This window comes from Bacteroides sp. ET336 (assembly GCF_024733815.1).
In the GTDB taxonomy this organism is placed as follows: Bacteria; Bacteroidota; Bacteroidia; order Bacteroidales; family Bacteroidaceae; genus Phocaeicola; species Phocaeicola cellulolyticus.
This window is the reverse complement of sequence record NZ_JANRHK010000003.1, coordinates 128,724-142,800: the sequence shown is the minus strand read 5'-3', so window position 1 is coordinate 142,800 and position 14,077 is coordinate 128,724. Positions and strand designations below refer to the sequence as shown.

Annotated in this window: 14 protein-coding genes; 2 read left to right on the top strand and 12 right to left on the bottom strand. The window is 42.8% G+C overall.

Translation table 11 applies throughout. From position 1 onward, the window contains the following. Positions 1–71: 71 nt before the first annotated feature. From NW213_RS04825 to NW213_RS04785, 9 genes are all read right to left on the bottom strand, one after another. Positions 72–1,415: an ABC transporter substrate-binding protein gene (locus tag NW213_RS04825; protein WP_258322010.1), complete on the bottom strand. Its 1,344-nt coding sequence runs from the start codon at positions 1,413–1,415 to the stop codon at positions 72–74. Positions 1,416–1,427: 12 nt separating this feature from the next. Further along, complete coding sequence (locus NW213_RS04820; protein WP_154042954.1) at positions 1,428–2,219, bottom strand: ABC transporter permease; 792 nt, start codon at positions 2,217–2,219, stop codon at positions 1,428–1,430. 2 nt (positions 2,220–2,221) lie between these two features. Then, on the bottom strand, positions 2,222–3,022 hold the full coding sequence (locus NW213_RS04815) for an ABC transporter permease (protein WP_258322009.1): 801 nt from the start codon (positions 3,020–3,022) through the stop codon (positions 2,222–2,224). Between the two features lie 24 nt (positions 3,023–3,046). Next, on the bottom strand, positions 3,047–4,438 hold the full coding sequence (locus tag NW213_RS04810) for an ABC transporter ATP-binding protein (protein ID WP_258322008.1): 1,392 nt from the start codon (positions 4,436–4,438) through the stop codon (positions 3,047–3,049). A 186-nt stretch (positions 4,439–4,624) separates the two neighbouring features. After that, positions 4,625–4,894: a PqqD family protein gene (locus NW213_RS04805; protein ID WP_258322007.1), complete on the bottom strand. Its 270-nt coding sequence runs from the start codon at positions 4,892–4,894 to the stop codon at positions 4,625–4,627. 38 nt (positions 4,895–4,932) lie between these two features. Beyond that, positions 4,933–5,847 carry a hypothetical protein gene (locus tag NW213_RS04800; RefSeq protein WP_258322006.1) on the bottom strand — a complete coding sequence of 305 codons (915 nt, stop codon included), beginning with the start codon at positions 5,845–5,847 and terminating at the stop codon, positions 4,933–4,935. 7 nt (positions 5,848–5,854) lie between these two features. Further along, positions 5,855–6,310 (bottom strand): S24/S26 family peptidase, encoded by a 456-nt coding sequence (locus tag NW213_RS04795; RefSeq protein WP_258322005.1) that lies wholly within the window; start codon positions 6,308–6,310, stop codon positions 5,855–5,857. After that, a complete protein-coding gene (locus NW213_RS04790; RefSeq protein WP_258322004.1) occupies positions 6,288–7,919 on the bottom strand; it encodes an ABC transporter ATP-binding protein in 1,632 nt (543 codons plus the stop codon). Before NW213_RS04790 ends, NW213_RS04795 begins: the two co-directional genes overlap by 23 nt. Positions 7,920–7,995: 76 nt before the next feature. Beyond that, the gene (locus NW213_RS04785; protein ID WP_258322003.1) at positions 7,996–8,265 is read right to left on the bottom strand and encodes a hypothetical protein; all 270 of its coding nucleotides are present in this window, start codon (positions 8,263–8,265) and stop codon (positions 7,996–7,998) included. A 162-nt stretch (positions 8,266–8,427) separates the two neighbouring features. Between NW213_RS04785 and NW213_RS04780 the strand changes: the two genes are divergently transcribed. Both NW213_RS04780 and NW213_RS04775 read left to right on the top strand, forming a co-directional pair. Next, the gene (locus NW213_RS04780; RefSeq protein ID WP_258322002.1) at positions 8,428–10,938 is read left to right on the top strand and encodes an endonuclease MutS2; all 2,511 of its coding nucleotides are present in this window, start codon (positions 8,428–8,430) and stop codon (positions 10,936–10,938) included. 37 nt (positions 10,939–10,975) lie between these two features. Next, positions 10,976–12,181, top strand: coding sequence for an L-serine ammonia-lyase (locus NW213_RS04775; RefSeq protein WP_258322001.1), 1,206 nt, complete (start codon positions 10,976–10,978; stop codon positions 12,179–12,181). Positions 12,182–12,255: 74 nt separating this feature from the next. Here NW213_RS04775 and NW213_RS04770 read toward each other — a convergent pair whose 3' ends face one another. The 3 genes from NW213_RS04770 to NW213_RS04760 form a co-directional block, all read right to left on the bottom strand. After that, positions 12,256–12,720 (bottom strand): MaoC family dehydratase, encoded by a 465-nt coding sequence (locus NW213_RS04770; protein WP_154042964.1) that lies wholly within the window; start codon positions 12,718–12,720, stop codon positions 12,256–12,258. A gap of 114 nt (positions 12,721–12,834) precedes the next feature. After that, a complete protein-coding gene (locus NW213_RS04765; protein ID WP_235339281.1) occupies positions 12,835–13,047 on the bottom strand; it encodes a hypothetical protein in 213 nt (70 codons plus the stop codon). Positions 13,048–13,071: 24 nt separating this feature from the next. Beyond that, positions 13,072–13,935 (bottom strand): DMT family transporter, encoded by an 864-nt coding sequence (locus NW213_RS04760; protein WP_258322000.1) that lies wholly within the window; start codon positions 13,933–13,935, stop codon positions 13,072–13,074. Positions 13,936–14,077: the final 142 nt, after the last annotated feature.

Here is a 14,077-nt window from a genome sequence, read left to right as displayed (position 1 = left end):
ATAATAAAGGCTATATTTCATATCCTGTATTTAAGGATTGGAATATAGCCTTTTTAGTTTTATATAAAAAATTATCGACGAATATGATGACGTTTGATTCTTCTTTTTCTTCTGTTCTGATTGCGTCTGTTCCTATATTTCTCAATCTTTTTATACGAAACATAGATAACCAGCACCAACAATGTAAGAAGAATAAATATCACAAGTCCTCCTCCAAGATTATCTCCCTTGACGTGCGACCACATATCCAGAACAGCCTGTGTCCTCTCTCCTGAATCGCGTATGATTGCACAGCGTGCCACTACCGCACTGTCAGGATACTGTATCGGATCTATCTGTATATGTCTTGCCTCAGGGCCGAAGAAATAAGCCAGATTGGAATATGTTTCAAGAGTTGTATCAATCTTTTCCTCAAGAATCTCAGGTGTGGCAACCGCACTGACATAACCTATGGTTTCCATATTAGCCAATGCCACATCAGGACGGCAAAGATAGTTTATGAAATAGCTTGCAGCCTTCCTGTTGCGTGCATATCGCGGGATAACCCATCCGTCGAACCATACGTTACTTCCTTCTTTCGGCACTTCATATCCCAATTCCACTCCTATCGCTTCAGCTTCCTCTATCGCCCACACGGCGTCACCGCTCCATGTCATATTCAGATATGCCTTGCTTTTGGTCATCATTTCCTTACCGAAATCGGCCTCCCATCCGGCTATGTTAGGTTTCAGATCCTTCAGGTATTTTTCAGCTGTGGCAATAGCCTCAGGCGAATAATTGTTCATCAGGTCATCAACTTTTATATCGCCCTTTGCCAAGGCTTCACGATTGGCATATATCACAGCCGTTCCATATGCATCACGATAGCTGTCTTTCATCAGCAGCTTGTTGCGGAACTTGCTGTCCCATAAAGAATGCCATGTAGATGCTTCTTCTGTCGATACATATTTCTTGTTGTAAAGTATTCCTGCCGTACCCCACATGTACCCTACAGCATATTTCGACGTCGGGCGTCCCGGAAGTCCAAGCTTATCCAGCTCGCCACGTACATACGGAGATATATTGTGAATGTAGTTTGGTGTCTTGCCAAAAGCCGTATCTATAGGCAGAAGCAGGTCTTTCACCAGCATTCTCTCGATAATATATTCCGAAGGGCATACCACATCGAAGTCTTCCTTACCACGTTCTATCTTGGTTAGCATTATCTCATTTATATCGAATGTCTGATATACAATGCTTATCTCCTCTCCTGTCTGCTCCTTATACCACTCGGGGAAAGCCGCCAGCACTTCCTCGTCAATATAATCGCCCCAGTTGTAAATCTTCAAGACCTTCTCGCGATCCTCACTGTTATAGCATCCCGTAAGGAATATTGCCGTAAGCAGTGTCAGAAATATTGTATAAAGTCTGTTCATAATCTATCATCGTTATTTTGCGTTCTTCTTCCCTGCACGGCGGTTTATCATTATAAGCATAAACAGCACGATGAGGAATATAATAGTTGACAACGGACGAAGCTCTGGTGTAAGTCCGCCCTTTCTTGCATCCGAATATATATATGTAGAAAGAGTCTCTAGTCCTTCGTTTCCTATGGTAAATATGGTTACAGCGAAATCGTCAATTGAAATTGTTACTGCAAGCATGAAACCGGCTATCATTCCAGGCAGAATTTCAGGGATGATGACTTTCCTCAATGCCTGTCCGGGAGTCGCTCCCAGGTCGAGCGCAGCCTCGTAAAGATTAGGGTTCATCTGTTTGAGACGCGGCAACACACTGAGCACTACGTATGGTGTACAGAAAGCTATATGAGCCATGAGTACAGTGCCATATCCCTGATGTATTCCCAACGATACGAAAAGCAGGAACAGGGATACACCCATGATTATATCACCGTTCAATATAGGAATGTTGTTTATGAATGACACAGCCCTACGCTGACGTGCACGCAGATTGAACATACCTATTGCAGTTATCGTTCCAAGCAGAGTAGATACTACAGCTGTAATCAAGGCTATGGTAATGGTGTTCCAGAGGGCATTTACCAAAGAGTGGTGAGTGCCGTGCACGAAAAGATTTTCATAAAGTTTTGTTGAAAAACCGGTCCAGTTGCCAAGAACTTTAGCCTCCGTGAAGGAGTATATCATGATTATGATGATAGGAGAATAAAGCATCAGAAGCAACAGCCATAGATAGCCATGGCAGAGGACTTTCTTTATCATGTTTACCATATCGCACCTCCTTCCTTCTCCTGATTGTCGTCAGAAGCAAAAAGAGTGGCGGCACCTATAAGGAACAGCATAATGAGCGAAAGTGCGGCACCGTAGTTCCACATACTGTTGTTAATGTTCTCCTGAATTGTAGTACCGAACAGTTTTATATTGTTCATTGTAAGCAGCTCGGCTATGGCAAAAGTAGAAATGGTAGGCATAAACACCATGAGAATGCCGCTTGCCACTCCCGGCATGGACAGCGGAAGTATGGTTTTGGTGAAAACCTGAAAAGGAGTTGCTCCAAGATCCTGTGCCGCCTCGATATAGCTGCGATCCATCTTGACCAGTGTATTGTAGATGGGGTAAATCATAAACGGAATGTAGTTATAAACCATACCGAAAATCAATGCCCCCTCTCCCAACGGTACACGGAAGAAATCGAACAGTGCCACTGTGGCAAGAGTACGTATCAATATGTTTACCCACATAGGCAGGATGAAAAGCATCACTACTATCTGTGAATAGCCCGACTTTAGCCTGCTCAGAATATACGCAGCCGGATATCCCAGCAGGATACATATCAGTGTATTTATTATGGCTATACCTATGGAATAGATAAATGTGTTCACAGCCTCCGGATGAGACATGAACTTACTGAAGTTGGCAAAAGTGAAATCCCCCCTCTCGTCAGTAAACGCAAATACCACAATCAATATCAGCGGAAGGACTACAAAGAATACCGAGAAGATGATGTACGGCAATGTCCAACTCTTACGCGAAGTAAGAAAAATACGAATGTTACTTAGTTTCACCTCGTTTCCTTTTATAGTTAGTTATTAATTTTTTCTGCGTATGGATATGTATTCAGACGGAATGCTGATACCTACATTGTCGCCCTTATCCCAAATATCGTTTGTATCGGCATATACCGGCTCATCCCAATCGGAATCGACAGTGATATGGTAATGGTCGCCCTTATAAAGGATGAAGCTTATGCTTCCAGTCAGAGTACCGTCCTCCTGATTATCGTCAAGCACAATTCCGTCGAAAGGTACTTCCACCAACACTTCCGTGCCTGCATCCATGCCTGACGTTGCTTCCTTACGACACTCAAACTCACAACCTAGGAACTCAACATGAGTTTCGTCGATGATTTTTCCTTCGAACGTGTTGCATACCCTTTCTTTTTTCATTATATGTATGTCGTATGGCTTCACCAACAGTCCTACTTCTGATCCTACTTCAAAATGATGATAATCCTGCACAACAAACTCAAATCCGTTTGCAACTACCACCATCTCGTAGTGCACACCCTTGAATATGCATGATGTAACCTTACCACGGAACTGTGCGGAGTCGTTTACAGGGAATATGTAAAGATCCTCCGGACGTATAACCACATCCACTGGTGCATTGTCACCAAATCCTTCGTCCACACATTCAGCCTCTACGCCTGCAAAGCTTACTAAGCGGTCGTGTATCATCACTCCGTTAAGTATGTTACTTTCGCCGATAAAGTCAGCCACAAACGAATTGACAGGCTCATTATATATATCCGTTGGGGTACCTATCTGCTGAATTCTTCCCTCGCTCATCACAACGATGGTGTCGCTAAGTGTCAGAGCTTCTTCCTGATCGTGTGTCACATACACGAACGTGATACCCAATCGCTTGTGCATTTCCTTCAGTTCCATCTGCATATCCTTACGCATCTTGAGGTCAAGTGCCGCAAGAGGTTCGTCAAGCAAAAGAACATCAGGCTCGTTCACAATGGCACGGGCTATGGCCACACGCTGCTGCTGACCGCCGGAAAGAGAGTTTACATCACGATACTCATAATCGCTCATGCTCACCATCTTCAGGGCGTTCTTCACCTTGCGCATGATTTCATCCTTAGGCATCTTTTTCAGTTTCAGACCGAACGCTATATTGTCATAAACATTAAGATGAGGGAATAAAGCATATTTCTGGAATACTGTGTTGACGGGACGCTTATGTGGAGGTGTCTGGGTAATCTCTTTACCATTAATTGTTATAACACCTTCCGACGCTGTCTGGAAACCTGCCAACAGACGGAGCAACGTTGTCTTACCACAACCCGAAGGCCCCAATATAGTTACAAACTCGCCCTTGCGTATGTAAAGGTTGATATCGTCAAGAGCTACCTTATCATCGAAGTATTTTGAGACATGGGAAATCTCAATAATATTATTTACCCTTTCTTGCATTTCAATTAAAACTCTAAACGGCGGCAAAGTTACTGCTTTTTTGCATAAATAATCATCATATGACAACTTTTATATGTCGAAATAATGAATATTCGTAAATATATACCTTTATATTAAATTTTTATTGCAAAAAAATGCATGTATGCATACATACTGCATACATGCAAATCTGGGAAAGTCATTATATCAGTCGTCTATCAAGCCTATTGACTTCCAATTATCCAACAAGGCACGGGCATCCTTCAATGCCACGCTACGTTCAATGTCGTAACGTTCAAGAAGCAAATCCACCATAGTTTCCAAGTCAAAATCTCTGCTTACCAAATGTTCCCACAAATAAGCGGCAGACGAATTCAACGAAACCAACTTGTTGAAATCTATTTGTTCAAGTCCCTCGCCGGTAACTATTTTCTGTCCTACCAATTCGCGTAGTACAAATCCTTTCTTTATCCTCATAGTTTAATTATATAATTTATGTGTTCTAATATTAATCCTTATTTAACTGTCTCGTGACACAAAAGCGAAGCCTCAGCATCAGGAAGACATTCCAGATGGTATATTCCAACAGTTGAAACGAGCTTTGACAATGTTTCATGCAATCCGTCTGCCATACTCTTTTCCCATTTCATCGATGAAGCCGAAGGTGCCAATGCCGCATAAGCTGAAATTCCTGACAATTTTCTTATAAGATTCCGAGGTGCCTGGCTCAATCTGACTACAGCTCTAAGCGGCACTTCCTCATTACGATAGCATGGCGTCTTGCCGCTCCACGGAGAACCATAAATAACAGGGTTTCCTGACGAATCAATCCTGACGACAGGGTTGTCATCATTAAGCAATGATGTTCCAGGTATATTCTGCAGCCACAATCGTGTATGAGTACTCTTTCCGGTACCGCTTTTACCCAGGAAAGCAAAACCATATCCGTCCGCCATCACTACAGATGCATGTATCAATATGGTATCTTTCACTGACGACATCAAGGCATAAAGCAGCATCAAGGCATTGTTCACTATAAACAAGCCATGCCTGTAATCATTGCATGTACCCAAATACAGCTTACATTCCTGATTATTACGTTCCACTGCCAATATTCCTCCCTGTTCCTTCATTGCCGAATTAAGAGATATCAGAAAAACTCTTTGATTATCAGGGCCTGACATCAAGGATATGTATGCGGTATCATCATCAAACTCTGCCAGATTCTTTGAATCACGGACAATATCGTCCCCATTTGAAGAAAAGTCTATATCAAGACGGAACAGCAAATCCGGGGTTTCAACATTACATAAACCAGCATTGCTATCCACCATGAAAGGATTATAATTGTCCATTCCTTTCCATAAAGCAGAATCATCCGACATTGAAACACAAAACCTGTGTCCGCCAACCTTATATGTTCTTAGCATATTATATCTATATTAATTTAATGAAAAGTCTTCTATATATCGCAAGCAGATAACGCCTGACAGGCAATAGATGCCTCCATATTCTATACATCGAAAGCCAAATTCTGGAATCAGGATTATACTTCCTGCCCTTCCTTATAACAAAAACCGCCTTTCCGCACAAGCGGCTGATATGGCAACTTTCTGTTCCGCGGATATTCCCGTCACCCATAAGTGTTACAGTCCCATTATCGGATATATGTATTATACGATGAAGAACATAAACATCATTGTCCAAATGAGCCAGTGCAATATCACCTACTTTCGGTTCACCATATGATTTAAGGACCACACTATCCCTTTCACCGACGATAAACGGCAGCATGCTGCTACCCTTGGTAACAATAGTAACAACTGTCCCTTGCGACAAAAGTCTTTCAACCTCTCCCAACAATATACCGTTAGGCATTATCAATTTTTTCATCCAACTCAGTCTTTCTGTTCATATACACAATATTATCACACTGTTCAGCTATTTCTGCCCTATGAGTGATAAACACCAACGTTTTGTCACCTGCATTTTCCGTGAGACGGTTCATCAATTTACGCTCGGTCTCGGCATCAAGGGCAGAAGTAAATTCATCAAGCAACATTATGCGTCCTCTGTTCAACAAAGCTCTGGCTATTGCTATGCGCTGTGCCTGACCCTCGCTCAAACCTTCACCGCCTTCACCGCATTTGGCATCAAGACCTTCCGGAAGTTCATATACAAATTCAGCAGCAGCCATATAAAGTGCTTTTCTTATATCGTCATCACTCAGGGAAACATTGTCACCGATAAGGTTCTCACGGATTGTAGCACTGAGCAGACTGTTACCTTGAGGAACATATACTATTCCCTGTCTTGAACTAGCGGAAGCATTAACAGTGTCTCCATTTTCATCATACAGTGTCACATTACCGTTTTCCGGTCTGAGAAGTCCAAGCATAATCCTCATCATGGTACTTTTCCCTGCTCCCGTCTCACCCATTATCGCTGTAGAAGTTCCGGGACGGAAATCATAGCTGAAATTATCCAATATTTTTCTTTTTCCATCAGGATACCTGAAAGTCACATTTTCGAATCTGATTCCATTCCAACGACTTCCAGAAACATGATCATCCATAGAGTTTTCCTCTTGCTCCACATTATACACTTCCACCAGCCTGTCGGCAGACGCCATGGCATGTATCATAGCCGGAAGGCGACGGCTCAAATCGGCAGTAGGACGCTGTATAAGGCCGACCAGCTGAAGAAATGCCGACAACATACCGAATGTCACAACACCGGCCTGCAAGTTATGCACTCCCCATATAAAAGCCGTGAGATATCCTGTAGCAAAACCTGCCATTATAGCAGTGCGCGATGTAGTAGTAAATTTATTCCTCTTCATCACCTTATCCTGCAAAATCCCCTGAGCCTCGTCCAGACGTTTCAATATATACCCTGCCCTGCTCAAAGCAATTATAACAATACGTTTCTGAAGAGATTCCTGCAATATGGATTGCACACAAGAATCAGAATTACGAATATCTGACGTCAGTTTCTTTATCTTACGCGCCATTACGGCAGACATCAACAGAAACAAAGGCAGAATACATATTATAACCCATGCCAGTGATCTGTTCATTGTCCATAAGAAAATGAAAGCCCCTACCAGCTGTGCCAGAATTATTACAGTTCCAGGCATCAAATGACATAACGTATCTGCCACTACCCTGACATCTTCTTCCAGACGGTTCACCACATCACCCGTATGCCACCTTTCCTTGCCAAACCATCTTCCATTCAAAGCTTTACGGAAGATATTACCCCTCAAGGTGTTACGCAGCCCGACATCTGTCCTTACATCTATATATCCCTGAAAAGCCGAACATATTATCTCCACTCCCAGAGCCATAACCAACGCCAGCGAATAAGACTTCAGGTCAGCACCCGAATTTACCGCAGCATCAATCATCTCCTTGCTTATCCAGATAAAAAGCAAAGAAGCTACAATCCTTACAAGACCAATAAACACAGAGGCAAATACCGGAACCCTATATCCCGCCATCTGCCTCCACATCCATATAATAGTATTTAATATTCCGGAAAGAGATTTCTTATCAAACAACATCTCCAAGATTATATTACCAACGTGTTATACCTATGTCCTGCCAATGGTTCATATATGCCAGAGCCTCATCAATCGCACGGCTGTAATCCATACCAAATTCACTGCACAGCAACCCGGCCAGAGTATCTTCATCAAATTCATCCTGACCTACCTTTTCTATCAGGAATACGGCTTCATCGCTAAGCGGAGTAAGCATGTCATATTCAGACGCTTCCATATCCCCTCCGCCCAAGACATATCCATCGGGACCTTTTTCTATTTCTATATCTTTTTTCAATCTCATACTATACCAACAATCTCTTTTATTTGGTGTGCAAAATTACCAAAAAAAGATAAATAATTCAAGCCATCAGTTGTGTAGTAATGAAAAATATTTTGAAATAAAATCGCATTGTGCTACCTTTGCCGCGTATTTATAAAACAGCATAATAACACTAAAAGAAACATGATATACCCCCTTAACTTTGAACAAAAAATAGGGTTCGACCAAATACGTTCACTCATAAAGCAAAAATGCTTATGCACGTTAGGAGAAGAAAAGGTGGACGAAATGAGTTTTTCAGATGATTTCAGCAATGTAAATTTATTACTGGACCAGGTAAACGAATTCACTCAAATTCTTCAGGGAGAAAATGAATTCCCTGACCAGAACTTTTTTGATGTACGCCCATCACTGAAAAGAATCAGGATAGAAGGAATGTACATGAACGAAGCTGAGCTTTTCGACCTTCGCCGTTCACTCGAAACTATCAGGGATATAATTATGTTTTTTCAGAAAGACAATGACGGGGAAACTGACGACAACGAAAAGAACAGTCAATTCCCTACTCTATGCAAACTTGCAGAAGACATCATGGTCTTTCCACAGCTGACATCAAAAATCAATAATATACTTGATAAATTCGGGAAAATCAAAGACAATGCCTCACCGCAGCTTTTGTCTATCCGACGCGAACTGTCATCAACGGCAGGCAGCATATCACGAAGCCTGAACTCGATATTGAGGCAGGCACAATCGGAAGGCTTTGTTGACAAGGACGTAACACCAACCGTACGCGACGGAAGACTTGTAATCCCTGTAGCACCCGGCATGAAAAGAAAGATCAGGGGTATAGTGCACGACGAATCCGCAACAGGAAAAACCGTCTTCATAGAACCGGCAGAAGTAGTTGAAGCAAACAACAGAATAAGAGAGCTTGAAGGTGAAGAGCGAAGAGAAATAATAAGAATACTTACCGAATTCTCTAAAGAAATCCGACCACATATTCCCGCAATACTCGTCTCATACGAGTTTCTTGCCAAAATAGATTTCATAAGAGCAAAAGCATTGTTCGGCATCGACACCAAAGCCGTAAAGCCTGCCGTGGAAAACAGCAGGACAATAGACTGGTTTGATGCGATACATCCACTTTTGAGAATAAACCTCGAGAAGCATAACAAGAAGGTTGTTCCGCTGGAAATAGCCCTGAACGACAAGAACAGAATCCTCCTTATCTCCGGCCCTAACGCAGGTGGTAAATCTGTCTGTCTCAAGACCGTAGGACTGCTACAGTATATGCTGCAATGCGGAATACCTGTCCCGATGAACGAACGCAGCCATGCCGGCATCTTCAGCGGCATCTTCATCGACATAGGCGACGAGCAAAGCATAGAGGACGACCTCAGTACATATTCGTCACATCTTACGAATATGAAGAACATGATGAAATACTGCAACGAAGGAAGCATCATCCTGATTGATGAATTCGGAGGCGGTACGGAACCGCAAATAGGCGGTGCCATAGCAGAAGCAGTACTGAAACGCTTCAATGCAAAGAAAACATTCGGAGTGATAACAACACACTACCAGAACCTGAAACACTTTGCAGAAAACAACGAAGGAGTGATTAACGGAGCCATGCTGTACGACAGGCATGAGATGCGTGCCCTGTTCCAGCTTCAGATAGGCAACCCGGGAAGCTCGTTCGCCGTAGAGATAGCACGCAAGATAGGACTTCCGGAAGACGTTATAGCCGATGCATCCGAAATTGTTGGAAGCGAATACATACAGAGCGACAAATATCTGCAAGACATAGTCCGCGACAAAAGATACTGGGAAACCAAGCGTCAGAATATCCGTAAGCGCGAAAAGCAAATGGAAGAAACCATTGCCAAGTATGAAAAGGAAATGGAGGAACTGGCCAAGAGCAGAAAGGAAATACTGAAAAAAGCCAAGGACGAAGCAGAGAAAATCCTACAGGAATCGAATGCCCGCATAGAAAACACCATCCGTACCATTAAGGAAGCGCAGGCCGAAAAGGAACGTACACGTCTGGCAAGACAGGAACTTACAGACTTCAGACGCGAAGTGGAAGAACTGGAAAAGGCTGCCATGGAAGAGAAAATAGCCCAAAAGATGGAAAAACTTAGGGAAAAACAGGAACGCCGCAAGGAAAAGAAAGAAAAGAAGGCAAACGAGACGAGCACACCTGTCATTCCTAAGGTGAAGCCTATCAATACCGGGGACTATGTACGTATAAAAGGACAGAGCAGCGTAGGACAGGTTTTGGAGATAAACGGCAAGAATGCAGTTGTAATGTTCGGCCTTATGAAAACAAACGTAAAGACAGAGAGACTGGAACATACAGACGCTCCCAAGCCGTCTGCCGCTTCCCCTGCCAAGGCCAGCTTTGTAAGTACTGCCACACAAAGCAGCATGTACGAAAAGAAGCTCAACTTCAAGCATGAAATCGACGTGCGCGGCATGAGAGCAGACGAAGCCATCCAGGCTGTTACTTATTTTATTGACGATGCCATACTGGTAGGAGCCAAAAGCGTAAGGATATTGCACGGCACCGGTTCGGGCATCCTCCGTACACTGATCAGGCAATATCTAGCCACAGTGCCGGGAGTGTCAAGTTTCCACGACGAACACGTGCAATTCGGAGGTGCAGGAATTACAGTAGTAAACATATAATATGCCATCACAGGCAAACAATATAAAACAAATTACGATGAAATCAATTAGAGAACTATACAGAATAGGAACAGGCCCTTCAAGCAGCCACACCATGGGACCAAGAAAAGCTGCAGAAATGTTCCTGAAAAAACACCCTGAAGCTGCATCGTTTCAGGTGATACTTTACGGAAGCCTGGCAGCTACCGGAAAAGGACACATGACAGACATTGCCATACTGGACACCCTGCAACCGCATGCCCCAGTAGAATTGATCTGGAAATCACACGTATTCCTGCCATTCCACCCCAACGGAATGACATTCAAGTCGCTCGATTCAAACAAACGTGTGACAGACGAATGGACAGTATTCAGTGTAGGCGGAGGAGCTCTTGCCGAGGAAGGTAAAGGCATGGCTGTATCCGAAGACATCTACAACATGAAGAACATGAGTGAAATTCTGGCATGGTGCAAGCATACAGGAAAAAGCTACTGGGAATATGTAGAACAGTGCGAAGGTCCGGAGATATGGGATTTCCTGGCAGAAGTATGGGAAACCATGAAAGCCGCCATCTACAGAGGCCTGGATGCCGAAGGTGTATTGCCCGGTCCGCTAAACCTGCCAAGAAAAGCCTCATCATACTATATACGCGCCAAGGGATACAAAGATTCTCTTCGCTCAAGAGGACTGGTTTTTGCTTATGCACTGGCAGTAAGCGAGGAAAACGCAGCCGGAGGAAAAATTGTCACCGCTCCTACCTGCGGTTCGTGCGGAGTAGTGCCGGCAGTATTGCTGCACTTGCAGAAAAGCCGTGAATTCAGCGACGCCAGAATATTGAGAGCCCTTGCCACTGCAGGTCTGATTGGAAATATCGTAAAACAAAACGCTTCTATTTCAGGTGCAGAAGCAGGATGTCAGGCAGAAGTCGGAGTGGCATGCTCCATGGCCTCAGCAGCTGCAAGCCAATTATTCGGCGGAAGCCCTGCACAAATCGAGTATGCGGCAGAAATGGGATTGGAACACCATCTGGGCATGACTTGCGACCCTGTATGCGGTCTGGTACAAATACCGTGTATCGAAAGAAATGCATACGCCGCAGCGCGTGCTCTCGACGCAAATATCTATTCGGCATTTACCGACGGGCACCACCGTGTATCGTTCGACCGTGTGGTAGAAGTAATGAAACAGACAGGCCACGACCTCCCTTCATTATACAAGGAAACAAGCGAAGGAGGATTGGCAAAAAATTACAGACAGATGTAAAAACATCAAGAAATTATAAAAGGGTTAAACAGCATTGACATACTCAACTGTTTAACCCTTTGCTTTATGAATTATTAATTGAAATAATAAAGGAATGTTGCAACTCCTTCAAGTGCTTTCTTCTTCTGGTCTTTAATTTCTATAGAGAATTTAATCTCAGCCTTGGCAACTCCGCGAAGGTTAACCAGCGACTGCAAGTCGGCAACCAATCTCACGCTCTGGCCTGAAAGTACAGCCTGACCGAACTTCATCTTGTCCATACCGTAATTAACCATCATCTTCAGGTTGTTTACCTCTATTATCTGATTCCAAAGATACGGAAGAACAGAAAGTGTAAGATAACCGTGTACAATAGTACTCTTGTAAGGGCTTTCCACCTTTGCCTTCTCTACATCAACATGTATCCACTGATGATCCAAAGTAGCATCCGCAAACTGATTAATACGTTCCTGAGATATTTCCAACCAGTCTGAAATTCCAATCTGTTTGCCTACCAACTTTTCAAATTCATCATAAGAATTGATTATAACTTTTTCCATAATATATAATTCATTAATATTTAAACATTTAGGTGGCAAAGATACTAAAACTTACCGAAAACGAGTAAAAAAGAAGCATTTATTACACAGAAAAACAGATTTTGTGCAATAAATTCATACATATTTACTACTCAATCTCTTTGGTGAACCATGCCAAGAACATCCCAGGCAATATACTTCAGTCAGATCAAACCCCTCCAGACTCTCTTCAGGATACTTAGGCACGATATTGTGATTTTCATCCACATATACCAGCCGGCGTTCTCCACCGGCATTCTTTACGTACATAGATGATATCTTACACTGCGGACAAAGTAGTTTCTTCATAATCAATTCAATGTTATAGTTTTATTACCTTTTTAGTATTATTATAGTCACAGCCGAAATTATAAGTATTATACCTACTGCAATAGTAAAAGTAAAAGCCTCACCAAAAATTGCTATACCAACAATTACAGCTGTCACCGGCTCCATGGCCCCCAATACAGATGTCTGTGTAGCCCCAATGTATTTTATAGCCTCTATTAAAGTCAGATTCGACACGATAGTCGGTATTATGGCAAGCAGCAGCAAGTTACCCGCAGTAGCCAAATCAGGTATAGAATGTAAACTTCCGGTTGACGACATTCCTGCAAGCAATATCACCGTACTGAAAAGAAACACATAAAAAGTAAGCTTCAGTCCTTTCAGGCTCTGGTTCTTGCGCTGACCAACCGTAACAAGATACAACGCATATCCCACTGCCGATATCAATACAATGATCACTCCCAATATATTAGTTTCGCCTTGCGAATCGGAATATGAAAGTGCATATACCCCTCCTATCGCCATCAGAATAGCCAATGTGCGAAACAGCGAATTCTTTTCGTGAAAGAAAAGCATCATGACAAGAGTCGTTATCACAGGATACATGAAATGTATTGTGGTAGCCACCCCTGACGGCATAAACTTATATCCCCATAACAGGAATACTGAAGAAATCAGATAAAAAAATGAGAGCAGCAAGAGCGTTGGCAAATCCGATTTTTCTATACCGAAAGAAATCTTCCTGATTTTCAGAAGAACAGCCAGTGCTATTGTTGCAAAAAGGAATCTGTATGAAATGACATTCATAAAGTCCATACCATGCTGCATGGCAGGAATGGCAAAAAGCGGGATCAATCCAAACGATGCCGATGATATTATGCCATAAAGCAGTCCGTTAAATTTATTCATTTGTTTAAAGGAAATTTTCAAAACGGCGGCAAAGATAGTAAATAAACCCGATAGGGCAATTACTTATTGTCAAAATGATAATTTAAGTACGTAATAATAATAAAATACGGACCTATACCAAGTTTGATTGAAAAATTTCCAT

Bases quoted from the DNA above. Each gene is read 5' to 3' on its own strand.
- NW213_RS04825 (WP_258322010.1), bottom strand. From the start codon at position 1,415: ATGAACAGACTTTATACAATATTTCTGACACTGCTTACGGCAATATTC.
- NW213_RS04820 (WP_154042954.1), bottom strand. From the start codon at position 2,219: ATGATAAAGAAAGTCCTCTGCCATGGCTATCTATGGCTGTTGCTTCTG.
- NW213_RS04810 (WP_258322008.1), bottom strand. From the start codon at position 4,438: ATGCAAGAAAGGGTAAATAATATTATTGAGATTTCCCATGTCTCAAAA.
- NW213_RS04805 (WP_258322007.1), bottom strand. From the start codon at position 4,894: ATGAGGATAAAGAAAGGATTTGTACTACGCGAATTGGTAGGACAGAAA.
- NW213_RS04800 (WP_258322006.1), bottom strand. From the start codon at position 5,847: ATGCTAAGAACATATAAGGTTGGCGGACACAGGTTTTGTGTTTCAATG.
- NW213_RS04795 (WP_258322005.1), bottom strand. From the start codon at position 6,310: ATGAAAAAATTGATAATGCCTAACGGTATATTGTTGGGAGAGGTTGAA.
- NW213_RS04790 (WP_258322004.1), bottom strand. From the start codon at position 7,919: ATGGCGGGATATAGGGTTCCGGTATTTGCCTCTGTGTTTATTGGTCTT.
- NW213_RS04785 (WP_258322003.1), bottom strand. From the start codon at position 8,265: ATGAGATTGAAAAAAGATATAGAAATAGAAAAAGGTCCCGATGGATAT.
- NW213_RS04780 (WP_258322002.1), top strand. From the start codon at position 8,428: ATGATATACCCCCTTAACTTTGAACAAAAAATAGGGTTCGACCAAATA.
- NW213_RS04775 (WP_258322001.1), top strand. From the start codon at position 10,976: ATGAAATCAATTAGAGAACTATACAGAATAGGAACAGGCCCTTCAAGC.
- NW213_RS04770 (WP_154042964.1), bottom strand. From the start codon at position 12,720: ATGGAAAAAGTTATAATCAATTCTTATGATGAATTTGAAAAGTTGGTA.
- NW213_RS04765 (WP_235339281.1), bottom strand. From the start codon at position 13,047: ATGAAGAAACTACTTTGTCCGCAGTGTAAGATATCATCTATGTACGTA.
- NW213_RS04760 (WP_258322000.1), bottom strand. From the start codon at position 13,935: ATGAATAAATTTAACGGACTGCTTTATGGCATAATATCATCGGCATCG.